This is a genomic window from Pseudomonas sp. ADAK18, from assembly GCF_012935695.1.
Lineage (GTDB): Bacteria > Pseudomonadota > Gammaproteobacteria > Pseudomonadales > Pseudomonadaceae > Aquipseudomonas.
Genome location: NZ_CP052859.1, coordinates 702,741 through 719,878, shown reverse-complemented (window position 1 = coordinate 719,878; position 17,138 = coordinate 702,741). Strand labels below are relative to the sequence as shown.

General features: G+C 59.0%; 20 protein-coding genes and 1 tRNA gene. 15 read left to right on the top strand and 6 right to left on the bottom strand.

The genetic code is table 11. The features are described 5' to 3' along the window. The first annotated feature begins 92 nt into the window (after positions 1-92). The 5 genes from HKK55_RS03275 to HKK55_RS03255 all read left to right on the top strand — a co-directional run bounded on the left by HKK55_RS03275 (position 93) and on the right by HKK55_RS03255 (position 5,539). Positions 93-1,385, top strand: a complete 1,293-nt coding sequence (locus tag HKK55_RS03275; RefSeq protein WP_169353346.1) for an OprD family porin — start codon at positions 93-95, stop codon at positions 1,383-1,385. Between the two features lie 35 nt (positions 1,386-1,420). Continuing rightward, a complete protein-coding gene (locus HKK55_RS03270; RefSeq protein ID WP_169353345.1) occupies positions 1,421-2,404 on the top strand; it encodes a tripartite tricarboxylate transporter substrate binding protein in 984 nt (327 codons plus the stop codon). Positions 2,405-2,534: 130 nt separating this feature from the next. After that, positions 2,535-2,993, top strand: a complete 459-nt coding sequence (locus HKK55_RS03265; protein WP_169353344.1) for a tripartite tricarboxylate transporter TctB family protein — start codon at positions 2,535-2,537, stop codon at positions 2,991-2,993. A gap of 1 nt (position 2,994) precedes the next feature. Further along, positions 2,995-4,509: a tripartite tricarboxylate transporter permease gene (locus HKK55_RS03260; protein WP_169353343.1), complete on the top strand. Its 1,515-nt coding sequence runs from the start codon at positions 2,995-2,997 to the stop codon at positions 4,507-4,509. Further along, complete coding sequence (locus tag HKK55_RS03255; RefSeq protein ID WP_169353342.1) at positions 4,502-5,539, top strand: AbrB family transcriptional regulator; 1,038 nt, start codon at positions 4,502-4,504, stop codon at positions 5,537-5,539. The genes HKK55_RS03260 and HKK55_RS03255 overlap by 8 nt, the downstream gene beginning before the upstream one ends. A 52-nt stretch (positions 5,540-5,591) precedes the next feature. Here the strand turns inward: HKK55_RS03255 and ung are convergent, their stop codons facing one another. Then, positions 5,592-6,284 (bottom strand): uracil-DNA glycosylase, encoded by a 693-nt coding sequence (gene ung, locus HKK55_RS03250; RefSeq protein WP_169353341.1) that lies wholly within the window; start codon positions 6,282-6,284, stop codon positions 5,592-5,594. Positions 6,285-6,419: 135 nt separating this feature from the next. On the opposite strand from ung, the gene HKK55_RS03245 reads away from it, so the two are divergent. Beyond that, positions 6,420-7,532 (top strand): enoyl-CoA hydratase/isomerase family protein, encoded by a 1,113-nt coding sequence (locus tag HKK55_RS03245; RefSeq protein ID WP_169353340.1) that lies wholly within the window; start codon positions 6,420-6,422, stop codon positions 7,530-7,532. Between the two features lie 13 nt (positions 7,533-7,545). Here HKK55_RS03245 and HKK55_RS03240 read toward each other — a convergent pair whose 3' ends face one another. Together HKK55_RS03240 and HKK55_RS03235 are read right to left on the bottom strand one after the other, a co-directional pair. Continuing rightward, a complete protein-coding gene (locus HKK55_RS03240; RefSeq protein WP_169353339.1) occupies positions 7,546-7,980 on the bottom strand; it encodes a DUF3757 domain-containing protein in 435 nt (144 codons plus the stop codon). Positions 7,981-8,141: 161 nt separating this feature from the next. Next, on the bottom strand, positions 8,142-8,507 hold the full coding sequence (locus HKK55_RS03235) for a hypothetical protein (protein ID WP_169353338.1): 366 nt from the start codon (positions 8,505-8,507) through the stop codon (positions 8,142-8,144). 233 nt (positions 8,508-8,740) lie between these two features. Between HKK55_RS03235 and HKK55_RS03230 the strand changes: the two genes are divergently transcribed. From HKK55_RS03230 to HKK55_RS03205, 6 genes are all read left to right on the top strand, one after another. After that, on the top strand, positions 8,741-8,953 hold the full coding sequence (locus HKK55_RS03230; RefSeq protein WP_169353337.1) for a cysteine-rich CWC family protein: 213 nt from the start codon (positions 8,741-8,743) through the stop codon (positions 8,951-8,953). Beyond that, positions 8,953-9,645, top strand: a complete 693-nt coding sequence (locus HKK55_RS03225) for a pseudouridine synthase (protein ID WP_169353336.1) — start codon at positions 8,953-8,955, stop codon at positions 9,643-9,645. The genes HKK55_RS03230 and HKK55_RS03225 overlap by 1 nt, the downstream gene beginning before the upstream one ends. Positions 9,646-9,951: 306 nt before the next feature. Continuing rightward, positions 9,952-10,836, top strand: coding sequence for an alpha/beta fold hydrolase (locus HKK55_RS03220; RefSeq protein ID WP_169353335.1), 885 nt, complete (start codon positions 9,952-9,954; stop codon positions 10,834-10,836). A gap of 208 nt (positions 10,837-11,044) precedes the next feature. Further along, positions 11,045-11,118, top strand: a tRNA-Gly gene (locus tag HKK55_RS03215). 279 nt (positions 11,119-11,397) lie between these two features. Continuing rightward, positions 11,398-11,679: a type II toxin-antitoxin system RelE/ParE family toxin gene (locus HKK55_RS03210; RefSeq protein WP_169353334.1), complete on the top strand. Its 282-nt coding sequence runs from the start codon at positions 11,398-11,400 to the stop codon at positions 11,677-11,679. Positions 11,680-11,681: 2 nt separating this feature from the next. Then, positions 11,682-11,981 carry an addiction module antidote protein gene (locus HKK55_RS03205; protein ID WP_169353333.1) on the top strand — a complete coding sequence of 100 codons (300 nt, stop codon included), beginning with the start codon at positions 11,682-11,684 and terminating at the stop codon, positions 11,979-11,981. 50 nt (positions 11,982-12,031) lie between these two features. Here HKK55_RS03205 and HKK55_RS03200 read toward each other — a convergent pair whose 3' ends face one another. The 3 genes from HKK55_RS03200 to HKK55_RS03190 all read right to left on the bottom strand — a co-directional run bounded on the left by HKK55_RS03200 (position 12,032) and on the right by HKK55_RS03190 (position 14,971). After that, positions 12,032-12,484: a GNAT family N-acetyltransferase gene (locus HKK55_RS03200; RefSeq protein WP_169353332.1), complete on the bottom strand. Its 453-nt coding sequence runs from the start codon at positions 12,482-12,484 to the stop codon at positions 12,032-12,034. Continuing rightward, on the bottom strand, positions 12,481-13,707 hold the full coding sequence (locus tag HKK55_RS03195) for an MFS transporter (protein WP_169353331.1): 1,227 nt from the start codon (positions 13,705-13,707) through the stop codon (positions 12,481-12,483). The genes HKK55_RS03200 and HKK55_RS03195 overlap by 4 nt, the downstream gene beginning before the upstream one ends. Positions 13,708-13,807: 100 nt before the next feature. Continuing rightward, on the bottom strand, positions 13,808-14,971 hold the full coding sequence (locus tag HKK55_RS03190; protein ID WP_169353330.1) for an MFS transporter: 1,164 nt from the start codon (positions 14,969-14,971) through the stop codon (positions 13,808-13,810). 255 nt (positions 14,972-15,226) lie between these two features. On the opposite strand from HKK55_RS03190, the gene HKK55_RS03185 reads away from it, so the two are divergent. The 3 genes from HKK55_RS03185 (at position 15,227) to HKK55_RS03175 (ending at position 17,098) form a co-directional block, all read left to right on the top strand. Continuing rightward, complete coding sequence (locus tag HKK55_RS03185; RefSeq protein ID WP_169353329.1) at positions 15,227-16,135, top strand: LysR family transcriptional regulator; 909 nt, start codon at positions 15,227-15,229, stop codon at positions 16,133-16,135. 130 nt (positions 16,136-16,265) lie between these two features. Next, positions 16,266-16,676 (top strand): type II toxin-antitoxin system HicB family antitoxin, encoded by a 411-nt coding sequence (locus HKK55_RS03180; protein ID WP_169353328.1) that lies wholly within the window; start codon positions 16,266-16,268, stop codon positions 16,674-16,676. An 89-nt stretch (positions 16,677-16,765) separates the two neighbouring features. Further along, a complete protein-coding gene (locus tag HKK55_RS03175) occupies positions 16,766-17,098 on the top strand; it encodes a hypothetical protein (protein WP_169353327.1) in 333 nt (110 codons plus the stop codon). The last annotated feature ends 40 nt before the right edge of the window (positions 17,099-17,138 follow it).

The window sequence follows — 17,138 nt, the reverse complement described above, 5'->3', positions numbered from 1 at the left end:
GTTACGTCCGCCGAGCTATTTCACCGATAGCACCCGAAAAACGCCTCGATGCGTTTTCGTCAAATAAGAACAATAACGGGAGTACTCCAACGATGCTGTCCTCACAGCCACAGGCTTGCCCGCCTGTTCGTTTTTCTCGCCTGACCCAGACCGCCCTCGCCAGTGCCGCCGCCCTTGCCGGTTTTTCACCGCTTGGCCAAGCCGCCTTCTTTGAAGACAGCAGCGCGACCCTCGAAACCCGTAACATGTACTTCAACCGCGACTTTCGCGACGGCACCAGCGCGCAGCAATCCAAACGTGACGAGTGGGCCCAAGGCTTCATGCTCAACCTGCAATCGGGCTACACCGACGGTACCGTCGGCTTTGGCGTCGATGCGCTGGGCATGCTCGGGGTCAAGCTCGATTCCAGCCCCGACCGCACCGGCACTGGCCTGCTGCCCACCCACGATGACGGGCGCGCGGCCAATCAGTACTCCAAGCTGGGCGTCACCGGCAAGATGAAGATCTCCGCCACCGAGCTGAAAATCGGCTCGCTGATCCCCGAACTGCCGATCCTCAAGCCCAACGATGGCCGTATCCTGCCGCAGACCTTCAACGGTGGCCTGCTGACCTCCAAGGAGTTCAAGAACCTGGTGTTCACCGGCGGCCGCCTGGACAAGGCCAAGGACCGTGACGACAGCAACTACGAAGACATCGCCCTCAACAATAAGAACAGCCGTTTCGTCAGCGGTGCCACCGGCAAGCATTTCAACTTTGGCGGTGTGGACTACAAGTTCGCCGACAAGATCACCGGCAGCTACCACTTCGCTCAGCTCGACGACGTGTACCGCCAGCACTTCCTCGGCCTCGTAGCTTCACGCCCCGTGGGCCCAGGCACATTCGCCGCCGACCTGCGCCTGGCCATCAGCGATGACACCGGCAGCGCGCGCGGCGGCAATATTGATAACAAATCCCTCAACGGCATCTTCAGCTATGCCCTCAATGGCCATAAGCTCAGCGCCGGCTACCAGCACATGTCCGGTGACAGCGCTTTCCCGTACGTGGATGGCAGCGACCCGTACCTGGTCAACTTCGTGCAGATCAACGACTTTGCCGGCGCCGAAGAACGCTCCTGGCAAGCCCGCTACGACTACGACTTCGCCAAACTGGGGATTCCCGGCCTGAGTTTCATGAGCCGTTACCTGTCCGGCGACAACATCAAGCTCAAGAACGGCGAGACCGGCAAAGAGTGGGAACGCAACAGCGAGATCAAGTACGTGGTGCAAAGCGGCACGTTCAAGGATGTGGCCGTGCGCCTGCGTAACGCCACGTACCGCTCCAACTATTCGGCCCGTGATGCGGATGAAGTGCGCTTGCTGGTCAGTTACAGCGTCGCACTGTGGTAGTAGCCCACCTCATAACAACAATGACGGAGAAACCCATGACCCTTTCACTGCGTAAATTTGCCCTGGCCGCCGGCTGCATGTTGTTCGCCGGCCAACTGCTGGCCGCCGGCGAGCCCAAGCGCCCGGAATGCATCGCCCCGGCCTCGCCAGGCGGTGGTTTTGACCTGACCTGCAAACTGGCGCAAAGCGCGCTGGTCAACGAAAAACTGCTGAGCAAGCCGATGCGCGTGACCTACATGCCTGGCGGCGTGGGTGCAGTGGCCTACAACGCCGTGGTGGCTCAGCGTCCAGCCGACGCTGGCACGTTGGTGGCCTGGTCCAGCGGTTCGCTGCTGAACCTGGCCCAGGGCAAGTTCGGTCGCTTCGACGAAAGCGCCGTGCGCTGGCTGGCGGCGGTAGGCACCAGCTACGGTGCCATCGCAGTGAAAAACGACTCGCCCTACAAGAACCTCGACGATCTGGTCCAGGCGCTGAAGAAAGATCCGAGCAAAGTGGTCATCGGTTCCGGCGGCACCGTCGGTAGCCAGGACTGGATGCAAACCGCGCTGATCGCCAAGGCCGCCGGGATCAACCCGCGGGACCTGCGTTACGTGGCACTGGAAGGCGGCGGTGAAATCGCCACTGCACTGCTCGGCGGCCATATCCAAGTGGGCAGTACCGATATCTCCGACTCCATGCCGCACATCCTCAGCGGTGACATGCGCCTGCTGGCGGTGTTCTCCGAGGAACGCCTGGACGAGCCGGAAATGAAGAACATTCCGACCGCCAAGGAACAAGGCTACGACATCGTCTGGCCGGTAGTCCGTGGCTTCTACCTCGGGCCAAAAGTCAGCGACGAAGACTACGCCTGGTGGAAAGCTGCCTTCGACAAACTGCTGGCGTCCGAAGACTTCGCCAAGCTGCGTGACCAGCGCGAGCTGTTCCCGTTTGCTATGACCGGCCCAGAGCTGGACACCTACGTGAAGAAACAGGTGGCTGACTACAAAGTGCTGGCCAAAGAGTTCGGCCTGATCCAGTAATCGCCCCTCTGTGGGAGCGGGCTTGCTCGAGAAAAACTTCAACGATGACGCGTGCTGCATGGATACACGCGACATCCTTGTGTTCTTCGTGAGCAAGCTCGCGCCTACAAGAGTCTCCAAGGAGTTCCCCATGCTCTTACAACGCATTTTCGCTGCCGTGCTGTTGCTGGCTTGTGCCTGCCTGGCGCTGATGGCCTGGCCGTATCAGGCGTCATTTTCCTACGAGCCCGTCGGACCTCGGGCCTACCCATTGCTGATGCTCGGGCTGATGAGCCTGGCGTTGATCTACATGCTGATTCGTCCGCAAGCGACCAAACACAGTGAAGAAGAGCCGCCGCTGGACCGCGACACCCTGATCAAAATCGGCATCTGCGTAGCACTGCTGCTGGTGTTTGCTGGCACCTTCGAACCCCTGGGTTTCATTCTCAGCAGCATGTTGATCGGCATCCCGATGGCCCGCCTGTACGGCGGACGCTGGCTGCCCAGCGTGGTGATCATCACCTTGATGAGCGTCGGCCTTTATCTGCTGTTCGATAAAGCCATGGACGTGCCACTGCCCCTCGGCCTGCTCGACGTTCTGGAGAATTGATATGGATACTTTTGGCTATTTGGGCCAGGGTTTCGGCGTCGCGCTGAGCCCTTACAACCTGGTGACCGCACTGTGCGGCACCCTGATCGGCACCGTGGTCGGCCTGTTGCCAGGCCTGGGCCCGATCAACGGCGTGGCGCTGTTGATCCCCATCGCGTTCGCCCTCGGGCTGCCGCCTGAATCGGCCTTGATCCTGTTGGCGGCCGTGTACCTGGGCTGCGAATACGGCGGCCGGATCAGCTCGATCCTGCTGAACATTCCGGGCGAAGCCTCCACCGTAATGACCACCCTCGACGGTTACCCGATGGCCCGTAAAGGCCTGGCCGGCGTGGCCTTGTCCTTGTCGGCCTGGAGCTCGTTCATCGGTGCGTTTATTGCCACCTGCGGCATGGTGCTGTTTGCCCCGCTGCTGGCCAAGTGGGCAATTGCCTTCGGCCCTGCGGAGTATTTCGTACTGATGGTGTTCGCCATCGTCTGCCTGGGCGGCATGGCCGGTGACAAGCCGCTGAAAACCTTTGTCGCCGCGTTGATCGGCCTGTTTCTGTCAGCGGTGGGCATCGACGCCAACAGCGGCGTGTACCGCTTCACCGGCGATAACATTCACCTGACCGACGGTATTCAATTCGTAGTGCTGGTGCTGGGCCTGTTCTCCATCAGCGAGATCCTGTTGTTGCTGGAAAAAACCCACCGTGGCCAGGAAGCCGTGAAAGCCACCGGGCGCATGATGTTCAACTTCAAGGAAGCCTCGTCGGTGTTCGTGGTGAACATTCGCTGCGGCCTGCTGGGCTTCATCATGGGCGTGTTGCCGGGTGCCGGTGCGACCTTGGCGTCAGCCGTTGCCTACATGACCGAGAAACGCCTGGCCGGTGCCAGCGGTAAATTCGGCGAGGGCGACATGCGCGGCCTGGCTGCACCGGAAACCGCCATCGGTGCTTCCGCCTGCGGCGCCTTAGTGCCGATGTTGACGCTCGGCGTACCGGGTTCGGGCACCACGGCGGTGATGATCGGCGCACTGTCGCTGTACAACATCACGCCAGGTCCGTTGTTGTTCCAACAGCAACCGGACATCGTCTGGGGCCTGATCGCTTCGTTGTTTATCGCCAACATCATGCTGGTGATCCTCAACATCCCGATGATCCGCATCTTCACCCGCATCCTTGCCGTGCCGAACTGGGCGCTGGTGCCAGTGATCGCCATCATCACCGCGATTGGCGTCTATGCCGTTCACGCCACCACCTTCGACCTGTTCCTGATGATCGGTATTGGTATCTTCGGCTACATCCTGCGCAAGCTGGACTTCCCGCTGTCGCCGGTCCTGCTGGGCTTCATCCTCGGCGGCCTGATGGAACAGAACCTGCGCCGTGCGCTGTCGATCTCCAATGGCGAACTGCAAATCCTCTGGTCGAGCCCGATCACCTTCGGTGTGTGGGTACTGACTGCGTTGATGCTGCTGTTCCCGCTCGTGCGTATCTACCGCAAGCGTTCCCTGCAGCGTCGTGCCGTGGCCGATGTCTGAGGCCACTTTTAAAAACTGGTGGGGAACCCCGCTGGTCGGTCTGCTGGGGGGTTACCTCGCCAGCCAGATCGGCTGGCCGCTGCCGTGGATGGTCGGCTCGTTGCTGGCGATCATCCTGGTGCGCTGCCTGACCCCCTGGCAACTGGCGGAAATTCCTGGCGGGCGTAAATGCGGCCAATGGGTGGTGGGTATCGGTATCGGCCTGCACTTCACCCCCGTGGTGATCGAGCAGGTGATGAGCCATTTCGGCTTGATCTTCGTTGGCGCGCTGGTGACCAGCTTGTCGAGCATTGTCGGCGTGTGGTTGATGCGCCGCAGTGGCGAAGACCGCGCCACCGCGTTTTTCTCCAGCATGCCGGGCGGTTCCGGGGAGATGGTCAACCTCGGCGCCCGCAATGGTGCGGTACTCAGCCGCGTCGCGGCGGGTCAGAGTTTGCGGGTATTGGTGGTGGTGCTGTGTGTGCCGGCCATTTTCAAATATCTGCTGGGAGGCGGTACGCCACAGTTTCATCCGGCAGCCGTCGACTGGGCCTGGCTGGCGCTGCTGTTTCCCGTGGGTGCGTTAGTGGCCTGGGGTTGGCAGCGTTTGCGTCAACCCAACCCCTGGCTATTTGGACCGCTGTTGGTCGCCGCCACGGCCAGCGTGGCCTGGGACCTGCACATCGGCTTGCCCGACGGCGGCAGTCAGATTGGCCAATGGCTGATCGGTAGCGGCCTGGGTTGCCACTTCAACCGGCAATTCTTTCGCCGCGCGCCGCTGTTCATGGGCCGTACCTTGATCGGCACGGCGTTGACCATGTTGATCGCGACCCTCGCGGCAGTGGGTTTGAGCGCCTTGACCCACCTGGATCTACGCTCGCTGACCTTGGGCATGATGCCCGGTGGCATTGCCGAGATGAGCCTGACAGCGGAAACCCTGCAATTGTCGGTGCCGTTGGTGACCGCGATGCAGGTCATGCGCTTGCTGTTTGTGTTGTTTCTGGCGGAGCCGTTGTTCAAGCATTGGAACAGGCAGCCGGAAAAAATTTAAAGCCGTAACACAGTCAAAATGTGGGAGCTGTCGAGCCCCACAAACCCTCTTCTCACACCGGCGGCAATCGCCACTCAATCGGCGTCTCGCCATTCTGCTCAAGAAACTTGTTGGTCCGGCTGAAATGCCCGCATCCAATAAACCCACGGTATGCCGACAATGGCGACGGATGCACCGACGTCAACACCAGATGTTTGGTGGCATCCACCAGCTTCTGCTTGCCTTGGGCATGAGCGCCCCACAGCAGGAACACCAGATGGGGCTGATGCTCGCTGACCACTTCGATAATCCGATCGGTAAAGAACTGCCAGCCCTTGCCCGCATGGGCGTTGGCGTTGGCCCGCTCCACAGTCATGGTGGTGTTGAGCATCAGCACGCCCTGGTCGGCCCAACTTTGCAGGTAGCCGTGGCTGGGGATGTCGATATTCAGGTCACGCTTGAGTTCTTTATAGATATTGACCAGGGACGGCGGCGCCGGCACGCCGGGTTGCACCGAAAAACATAAGCCATGGGCCTGGCCCGGGCCGTGGTACGGGTCCTGGCCGAGGATCACCACCTTGACCTTGTCCAGCGGCGTGGAGTTGAGCGCATTGAAGATCATCGGACCCGGCGGGTAGATCTCCTTGCCAGCCGCGTGTTCCTGGCGCAGGAACTCACGCAACTGGGCCATGTACGGCTGGTCGAACTCATCCCGCAGGGCGTGTTTCCAGCTGGGTTCGAGTTTGATACGGTCGTCAGTGGTCATGGTTGCATCATCTAGTCAAAAGAATGAGGCGAACCCTAGGAAAGCCTACCCGGCTTGTCAATTGATCTGACGCAGAACCGGCACTTTCCCACGAAGGGATCATACTGAACGTTCAATTTATCGATTGAGGTCACGATGAACCTGCACTTCGAAGAACTGACCGGCACAGGTGGCGCCCGCATCGGCATCGCCAGTCTGAATGCTGAAAAGTCCCTCAACGCCCTCTCCCTGCCCATGATCCTGGCCTTGGCCGAGCGCCTTGACGCCTGGGCCAAGGACCCGCAGATCGTCTGTGTGCTGTTGCGTGGCAACGGTCCCAAGGCGTTTTGTGCCGGCGGCGAAGTGCGCAGCCTGGTGCAGGCCTGTCGTGAGCAGCCCGGCGAAGTGCCGTCCCTGGCCGAGCTTTTTTTTGCGGCCGAATACCGACTCGACTATCGCTTGCACACCTACCCCAAGCCGCTGATCTGCTGGGGCCATGGTTATGTGCTGGGCGGCGGCATGGGCTTGCTGCAAAGTGCCTCGGTGCGCATTGTCACACCGAGCAGCCGCCTGGCCATGCCGGAAATCAGCATCGGACTGTATCCGGACGTAGGTGCCAGTTGGTTTCTGTCGCGCCTGCCCGGCAAGCTCGGTTTGTTCCTCGGCCTCACCGGTGCCCAGATGAATGGTCGCGACGCCCTGGACCTGGGCCTTGCCGACCGTTTCTTGCGCGATGAACAACAGGACGAACTGATCGACGGTCTGCTGCAATTGAACTGGCAGGAGCAAACCGCGATGCAGCTCAATAGTCTGCTCAAGGCCCTGGCCCAGGAAGCCAGCGACCAGTTACCCGAAGCCCAGTGGCTACCACGCCGCGCGCAGATCGACGAATGGTTGGATGTCGGTGATGTGCGCTGTGCCTGGCGCGCCTTGAGTCAGCTGCGCGAACACGCCGATCCGCTATTCAGCCGTGCGGGCAAGACCCTGAGCGAAGGCTGTCCGCTGACGGCACATTTGGTGTGGGAGCAGATTCAGCGAGCGCGGCATCTGTCCCTGGCCCAGGTGTTCCAGATGGAATACACCATGAGCCTCAATTGCTGCCGGCATCCGGAGTTCAGCGAAGGGGTACGGGCGCGGTTGATCGACAAGGACCAACAGCCTCATTGGCATTGGCCGAACATCAACGCTATCCCGGAGGCGATGGTGGAGGCTCATTTCCACAAGGTGTGGGAAGGTAGGCACCCGCTGGCAGACTTGTCTGACTATTGAACGTTGGGGCTGATCAGCGCCGTGATTCATCGACCGTGAACGAACAATTGTCCGGCTGACGGTCGTCACACACATAGATATTCAGACCGAACAAGTCGATGGCGGGCTGCCAGTAAGTGGTATCGACCAACGACATGTTCAGAACTTCCTCCTCCATGCCATACCTCAAGGTCACGGGACGGCCCCTGTTTGTCAGGTAGATACATTTTTCCAGGTAACCGCTCTTGCGCTCTTGCCCGTCACTGGGCACAAAGATGGCGCCTACAAACCTGTCGATAAAATCCTGAGTCTTCATCTTTGGGCTTTTCCAAAGCGAACGAGCACTGCCCGCTTGAAAAGCATCCTCAATGTATTTGACCGACGACGGATAAGGACAACCTTGCTGCGCAATAGCTTGAGCGGTCCAGGCCAGCCCCAGGAAAAATAAACACAATTCCCGAATATTCATATTTCGTTCCGTGAATTCACTGTCAGATCGGCAAAGAACAACGTCTCTTTCCACAGGGGACTACAATCCAGGGCCTTAAGATAGCTGTGAAATCTGACAGTACGGATATACAACGTCCACAAAAAAGCGGCGCATCAAGCGCCGCTTAAAATCAAAACTGATTACCGGTGTCCGCCACGGCCTCCACCGTGGTCACCGCCTCGGCCATCCCCCCGGCCACGGCCACCATTACCCCAGTGATCACCCCCTCCCTGATGGGAGTAAGGACGGTAACCACCCCTCGGCCCCGCCGGGTAATAACGAGGGGCCGGCTGGTAATAACGCGGCGCCGAATAGTAACGCGGTGATGGCGCATAGTAACCACGCCGGTAGTAGGTCGGGCCACCGCCGTAGTAGCCGTTGTAATAGACCGGTGCCGGCGAGGTATAGACCTCGGAACGGTAGTAACTCCCGCCTCCGTCGTAATAGGGCACACAGGCAGAAAGGGTCAGGCCGAGCACAGCGATGAGAAGCAGTCGACGATACATGGCGGCCTCCTGGACCGCGAGAAAGCACACACCAGCGACGCTGGGGGCAGCAATCAGCTTTCACTGACTGACGAAACATCTGACATCAAAAACCGAATCTGGTGCGATTTGGACATAGATTGATACATCTGCCTGACGTGATAGTCCTTCGTTTGCAATAAAGAATCGGAGCTGTATCGTGCAAGGCACACTGGGTTCCACCGGGACTCGTCCGATACAGCCTGAACCGACCGATGACCACACCTCAACTTTGCCCCGCCTGCGGCGCCCGCAACGACTGCGCCCTGGCCGATCCGCGTACTGCCGACCAGGCCTGCTGGTGCTACAGCGTCACCATCGACCCGGCCGTGCTCCAAGCGCTGCCTGATGAACTGCGCAACAAGGCCTGCCTGTGCCCGCGTTGTGCCCAGGTAGACGAGCAACTGCGTGGGGCCGAGCAACCGTAATGCGTGTCGACCGTTTCCTCAGCAATCTACCCCGCTTCAATCGCCAACAAGTACGCCTGCTGCTGGTGGAGCGGCGGATCAGGGTCGACGGCCATGTGGTCAGCGATCCCCACCACGAAGTCCGCGAGTTCAGCCATGTCTCGCTGGACGACGAAGTCCTGCAAACCGGCAAACCCGCGCGCTACTTCATGCTGCACAAACCCCAGGGTTGCGTCAGCGCCACCGCTGACCCGCAACACCCCACGGTGCTCGATCTGCTGGATGAACCGAACAAGGGCGAGTTGCACATCGCCGGACGCCTGGACTTCAACACCACGGGCCTGCTGTTGATCACCAACGATGGCCAGTGGTCGCGACGCCTGACCCAACCGCAGACCAAACTGCCCAAGGTCTACTACGTCGAGACCGAGCAAGACATCGGCCCCGAGTACGCGCAGACCTTCGCGGCAGGTCTGTACTTCGCCTTCGAAGACCTCACCACCCAACCGGCCGAGTTGGTGGTGCTAAGCCCCAGAACGGCGCGCCTGAGCATCATTGAAGGGCGTTATCACCAGGTGAAGCGCATGTTCGGCCACTTCGACAACAAAGTGATGCGCCTGCACCGCGAGTGCATGGGGCCGCTGGTACTCGATGAAAACCTTGCCCCTGGCCAGTACCGGGCGCTGACAGACGCTGAAATCCAACAGGTCTGATGACCGTTCAGCCGATGATGGAAAAAAACCACGTTTTCGACTGGCGACCTGGCCCCCATCCTGCTTGAATCCAAACGCCAGCCGCAAAGTGACTGGTGAGTCACCCATAACCTTCCAAGAAACACTTTGCCAGCCCGCGCCGCTTGATCTGCGGGCATCTTCGGCAAATTGCCCGCCATAACAACACCCGTCGGCCAGCCAACACCGGACCGACATGGGCCCTCACTTCCAGGCGTATGCCTACCTGTCACAAAGCTCGTGCAGAGTGATCTGCGCGCACCACCCGCTTGCCAGGAGTCTTACGACATGAGGCCAGAAATCGCTGTGCTGGATATACAGGGTCAGTATCGGGTTTACACGGAGTTCTATCGCGCGGACGCTGCAGAAAAGACCATCATCCTGGTCAACGGCTCCATGGCCACCACCGCGTCTTTCGCGCAAACCGTGAAAAGCCTGCACCCGCAATTCAACGTGGTTCTGTACGACCAGCCCTACGCCGGTCGCTCCAAAGCCCACAATCGTCACGAGAAAATGCTGACGAAGGAAGTCGAAGGCCAGGTCCTCCTGGAACTCATCGACCACTTCGCCGCCGAACACGTGCTGTCCTTCTCCTGGGGCGGCGCCGCCACCCTGGTCGCCCTCGCCCACCGCCCCCGCCGCGTGGAAAAGGCCGTGATCAGCTCGTTCTCTCCGGTGATCAACGCCCCCATGCGTGATTACCTGGAGCGTGGCGTCGACTACCTCGGCAACCTCGACGGTGACCGCGTGGGGCATCTGGTCAACAGCACCATCGGCAAACACCTACCGTCGCTGTTCAAGCGCTACAACTACAAGCATGTGAGCAGCCTGGCCGAGCATGAATATGGGCAGATGCACTTTCACATCAGCCATGTGCTTAACAGCGACCGCCTGTGCTACCTCAAGGCGGCGAAGCAGATCGACATTCCGGTGTTGTTTCTGAACGGGGAATGGGACGAGTACACCAGTGCCCAGGATGCCAAGTTGTTTGGCCAGCACGTGGCGAACAGCAGCTTCGGGACGATCCAGGCGACCGGGCACTTTCTGGATATGGAGCATAAAGCGGCATGCCGAGACAGTCGGCAGGCGTTGATGAGTTTTTTGCGGCCGGAGCAACAACCAAGTCGGCTTCGTTACCACCAGGCTCAGGCCCAGCATGCTTTCGCGATCTGAACCGAGATCCCCTGTGGGAGCATGGCTTGCCCGCGATGGTCGATGACACGTGTTTACTGGTAAACGCGGCGCTCTTGAATCCATCGCGAGCAAGCTCGCTCCTACAGAGGGCGCGCTCACGGCTTCGGCCGACCAGCGCAACCCACACATTTCCCAAAGAAAAACTTCAAATCCCCGCGCACATCTGGTACAAAGTCAGCCGCTCTGAGCGGGTGTCGTATAATGGCATTACTCCAGCTTCCCAAGCTGATAACGAGGGTTCGATTCCCTTCACCCGCTCCAATTTGATTTTGGTCTCACGCTCGGATGTTTTGGCGGGGGATCTAGAAGCAGAAAAAACCGGCTCTTAATGGCCGGTTTTTTATGGGCGGGATTTAGTGATAAATCAATCCGCCCCCCTTTCCGCGATCTGATCAGCATGAACTCAAGGCTGCAATCGCTCGCAACAAGACAGCGTTTGAAATCAAAGGCCCACTCACATCATTCTCCGGCGCCTCACCGAAGCCCTCACAGGCTCATCTCTATTGCCAGAAAGTATCCATGTGGATACAGTGAGACTCCGTGAACTACCTTATCCAGCAAACGCAAACCTTTATTACCTGGCACACAGCAATACGTGATTTGCGAGCTAAGATCGCTATTGCACGTCGTATCGATCGCGCATCCATTGGCAATCTGGGCGATATAAAAACGGTAGGAGGGGGTGTTTCGGAAATGCGTGTGGATGTCGGTGTCGGCTATCGCGTGCGCGGTAGAACGGTCATCGTATTGCTGGCAGGTGGCGACAAATCCTCACAAGACGCCGACATCCGGCGGGCAAAGAAACTGGCAAAGGAGGTTTGATCATGAGCCAAACACTGACGACATTTGACATGGTAGCGCTGCTCGACAGTGACGAAGCCATCAGCGAATACCTTTCTCAGGTCCTGGCTGACGGCGACAACGAGGAGTTCCTCCGGGCGGTTGGGTATGTGGCCAAAGCCCGTGGCATGGCGAAAATCGCCACGGGCACCGGGATGGGCCGTGAGAGCCTGTACAAGGCGTTTGCTCCTGGGGCAAAACCTCGCTTCGAAACAGTTCTCAAGGTGCTTCACTCATTGGGTATTGATCTGCTGGCCCAGCCTGGGCATGTCGCCAACCGGTAAAGGGATGAATCAATTCATTCACGCGGTTCCTATAAACCATGCCCAACCGATCACCGAACAAACTTGAAATACACCAGTTCCGAATCCCCCTCATCCAGATTTTCAATAACGCCACTCGGCACAAAGCCAGCCTTGGCAATGAGCTTTCGGGAAGCCAGATTCGATTCGTTCGCCGAGGTGAACAGCCTGGCCGTTTTGCAGGCCCGCTGCGCCGCCGCAAACAGCTGAAGCGCCACGCCTTTGCGCTGATGTGCAGGGGAAACCACCACCAGCGAAATAAAGCCATTCTCAAAAAAATCGTGGGTCAGCACGAGGTAACCGACAAGGCGACCCAACTCTACCGCCACCAGGCATTGGCGCTTATCAACCGCCTCGCGAATAACAGCGCCACGGCCGGGATTCGATTGCGCATAGACATCCAATTCAAGCATCGCTTGCACGTCGTCAGGCTTCGCCTCTCGGGTAAGTAGAACCGCGTTTTCCCCGCTGTCGTGGCTTGTCATTGTTCCTGAGTCCTGACGCGTGATACCTCAGACACTAATCCCCGTTGCACTACCCAGGACAACGGTAGCGTCAGCAGCAGAGTCCCCGCCAAGAGCATCACCGCGACGGGAATCCCGGTCACATCTCCCAGCCCACCAAACAATACGGGGGCCAGCGCCCCTCCTCCAATCGTCCCGGTATAAAACACTGCAAACGCGTGATCCCGTTTCTCCGCTCCCGCCAGATCCGGCACCGTGCCATACAGCACCGAAGACGTGCCATTCAGTGCCAGTCCCAATAGCGGCAACATCACCATCAACCCTGTCAGTGGCAAGTACACCGCCGCGATGATCAGCACTGCTGTGCTGGTTTCCGTCAGCCAGACGGTTTTCATCATGCCGATGCGTGCGCCGAGGTAGCCGCAGAGCAATTTTCCGAAGGCGCCGCCGATAAACAGCAGAGTCAGCGCCAAGCCGATGCCTGCGGTGCCAGCACCCTTGGCTTTGAGCAGGAATGGCAGGAAGGTGAGAAAGCCCATGCGCACGGCGCTGTCGAGGGTGCCAGTGAGAACCAGGGCGCGCAGGCCGCCAGGGGAGCCGGTTCCGGTGAGGGATTTAGCGGCTTTTCCAGAGGTCGACGTAGAGGTTCGTGTTGGAATCAACCACCACAGCAACCCCGCCGCCGCCAGGCCAAGCACACCTAAAACCGTGACACTGGCCCGCCAACTGATCATTGTCAGCAACAGCCCAACCAGTCCCGGAACCAGTGTTTTGCCGATATCGCCGGCGAAGTTGTATTGGGACAGGGCTTCCTTGACACCGCCGCCATCCTCATAGGTATCAGTGATCATCGAGGAGGCCAGCGGGTGTTGGGTGCTGGCACCCAAGCCACCCAACAGCAGTGCCAACAGCAACGTCACCAGCCCAACAGCCTGCCCCGCCAACAAATAAGCAACACCGGCCAACGCCGTCCCCACCACCAGCATCGGCGTTCGCCCCCAACGTTTGGCGGCCCGGCTGGCGAGCAGTTGGAAGCCGGCCATCATTCCGGAATAGGCGCCCCGTAGCAGGCCAACCTGGGCGTAGGTCATGGCGAACTGGGTTTGCCAGATCGGCAGCAGCACATAGATGACATCAGTGAGGCCATCGTGGACGGCATGGGCGCTGCAACCGGCGACCAGGGAGCGGCGCCGGACTGAACTGTCGGTAACTGGCGTGACGGATAGAGAGGTTGTGTCAGTCATCTCGGGCAGGCGCCGGTTGTCGGGAAGGAAACGTTGGCGTAGCAGCTACTCAGTGTGTCAGACAGGCCGCCTACGCAGCCTCGCCAGGGCTCGACAGCTGCTACGTGGTAGTGAGTGTGGAGGCTGATGGCTTCTTCCAACCGACCAGGGCGATCAGCAATGACAGCAATTGGAATCCAATAATCAGTGCCACGCACCCTGCCCAACCCCAACGTCCCCAAATCATCGCAGGGACGATGGCGCCGAAGCTGCCACCCAGGTAATAACAGGTCAGGTACAACCCCACCGCACCCGCTTTGTTATCCCCGGCAGTGGCGGTGGTAAAAGCATTGGCCGCGGCCTGGGCGAGGAACACGCCGGTGGAGCTGAGGGCCAAACCCAGGACGATGTACCACAGGGACGGCAACAGGGTCAGAACCGAACCGATGACGCCGAGCACCGCGGCGACCGCCAGCAGTTCAGACTGCGGTCGGGATTTGCCCAGGCGGCCAGCAATGGGCGTGACCACCAAGGCCAGCAGGAACACCATGTAGATAGTTCCCAAGGCGGCGGGTCCAAGGTTGAACGGCTCCCGACCAAGGTAGAGCCCCGCGTAGGTAAAAGTCGCAACTTGGGAGAACAACACGCAAAAGCCTACGGCATAGGCGGCCAATAGCGGTTTGGCGAGAAGGCTTGCACGGGTGGCAGCCACCCGCACCACTCGGTTCGAGTTGGTCGGCAACAGGAACTGGATAAACCCACCCACCACCAGGCTCAACACCGCCAACAACTCAAACGCTTCGCGCCAGCCAACGTATTCAAGCATTACGCCGGTCACAAAGCGTCCGGCAAAGCCGCCCAATACGGTCCCGGCAACGTAAAGGCTGGTGACTTCGGTGACGGTGCCGCCACTCCAGCGATCACCGATGTAGGCCACGCTGGTGGCAAACACCACCGGAATCAACATGCCCTCGATAAAGCGCCAAGCCAACATCAGGGCAAAGCTGTTGGTATAGGCGATCATCAACGAGGGCAGCGCCAACAACATCGCTGCGGCGACGATCACCGTCCGTTGCTCAAAGCGTGCGGTCAGACGGCTGACAAAGGGTGCGGTGATGGCCACGGCCAGGGTGGTAACCATAATGCTCCACCCCGCTGCGTTGGCGCTTACATGAAAGCGCACGGCCAGGTTCAGGAGGATGCTCTGGGTGGCGTAGAGGTTGAGAAACGCTGCGCATCCACACAGGAACAGCGCAAGACGGGCACAATGCAGATGCGGTTTCATGAAACCTCTCGTTTTATTTTGAGAAGGCTTTATAGAATGCCCAGTGGGTCTAGAACCAATACCGATTTCGGACCGATCAATACTTCCGTGTCCTGCCTCACAAATACTGATCCTTTTTGACGGCGTCTGTTGTCGTCATACTGCGTTGCCGCTCCTCCCCATAGCAAGCTATGAGTCGTCGCGGCGCCTTGTCTGACGAAAACAGCCACTCGTCAAAAGAGAATCGTATTCATGAGACAGGACACGAGGGCCAGGATGCTCGACTTACGCAAGCTGCGTTACTTTCTCACCGTAGCCGAAGAATTGCACTTCGGCCGCGCAGCCCTGCGCCTGCACCTGGCACAGCCACCCTTGACCCGGCAGATTTCAGCACTGGAAACCGAGCTGGGGTTTCGTCTGTTCGACCGCACCAGTCGCACCGTTTCCCTCACCGCCCAAGGTCGATCCTTCTTGCCGTATGCCCGATCTGTGCTGGAGCAAGTTGAATTGGCCGAAGTCATCGCGGGCAAACTGGCCAACGGTTCGGCCGGGCAACTGGCATTGGGTTATGTCAGCTCGATTGCTCTTTCTGACTTGTTCAGCCAAACCATTCAAGCCTTTGCCCAGCGGTTTCCCGATGTGCAACTGACGCTGGTGGAATGTGCGTCCGGCAGCCTGGGTTCACAAGTGGCCGATGGACGCCTGGATATCGGCCTGAGCCGGTTATTGCCGCAAAACGGGCAGACGGATGTGCAAGCGTTGTCACTGGGTGAGGAACGGCTGGTGGCTGCACTCTCCAGTGATAGTCCGCTGGCCAGCCAGGACGAGGTCAGCCTGGCCCAGCTCAGCGCCTATCCGTTGATTCTGTTCCCGGCCGATTACGGTTCGGGGCTTAACCAGTCCATCGAACAACTCTACCGACGCAATGACCTGCCCTTGCGCCCTGGGCCGTCCGGGCGACAAATTACCTCGATCATTGCTTTGGTTGCGGCCGGCCAAGGTGTCGCACTGGTGCCCGAATGCACCCAGAGTTTGAGGAACAAAGGCGTGACCTATCGACCGCTGACGGATCCTGATGCTTGTGCGCAGTTGCTGGTGCTCACCCGCGCTGAAGGGCAAAACCTGTTGGTCGAGGCGTTTATGGCGGTGATTGATGAGCGGTTGCGGGCTCGCCAACACGCCTGAAACATCAGGCTCTAATGGTCCATACATTTCATACACGCCATTGCGAAAAACCTCTCATCGCTAGAGGTAGGTATCGTGTTGATAACTCGTCTTGTGTGGTTATAGTAAACACCCTTTTGAGGGCACCAGTATGCTGTACCCCATTGCAATTTCAAACGGTGACGAGGACCACGCCTGGGGTGTGGAAGTACCAGACATTCCTGGCTGCTTCTGCGCCGGAGATGACCTGGACGAAGCCATGTCCATGGCCCGCGAAGCCATCGAAGGCCACTTCGAGATCCTTGCGGAAGACGGTGCACCGATTCCAAGTGCGCAAAAAGTTACCCTGCACGCGGCCAATCCGCAGTACGCCGGCTGTACCTGGGCGGTGGTAGGTATTGATGTCACCAAATACCTGGGCAAAGCGCAGAAACTCAACATCACCCTGCCCGGCTATCTGCTGAACCGGATTGATGAATATGTATTGAATCACCCGGAAGAGAAAAGCCGCTCGGGCTTTCTTGCCTCGGCGGCGCTCAAGGTGCTGCAACAGGATCGATGAAGGCGTTTTGAGAAAGTTCTGAATGCTGCGGTGGGACTAGACCCGGATGATTGCCAAAACCCTCAAACACTGAATCGGGAACAATCAGTATGCTCTCGTCAAACCAGCACGGTTCAAAAGCCGTACTCAGAAAGGTGGTAGCTTTGGTGCTGCTTCTCCCACTGCTGGTCACGCTGGTAAAGCTGCCAACTTTACTGGCCATAACCATGAGCATGACCGCTATCGCGTCGTCGATTTATGGCGTTTGGTTTGCCATAAGCAATGCTGGTCGGTGGCTGACGATATTCGCCGTGATCATCACGCTGCTCAATCTTCTCTCGATGGCTACCCTGGGCACGCCATCGGTACTCAGGGCGCTCTATATCATTGTCTGGCTTTATGCCTACCCGCCTTTCTCCAACTGGCTTTACTGGAACTTCTAACCCGACGAATTTGATCGCAAGAAACGTAGTTTCTCCCTGG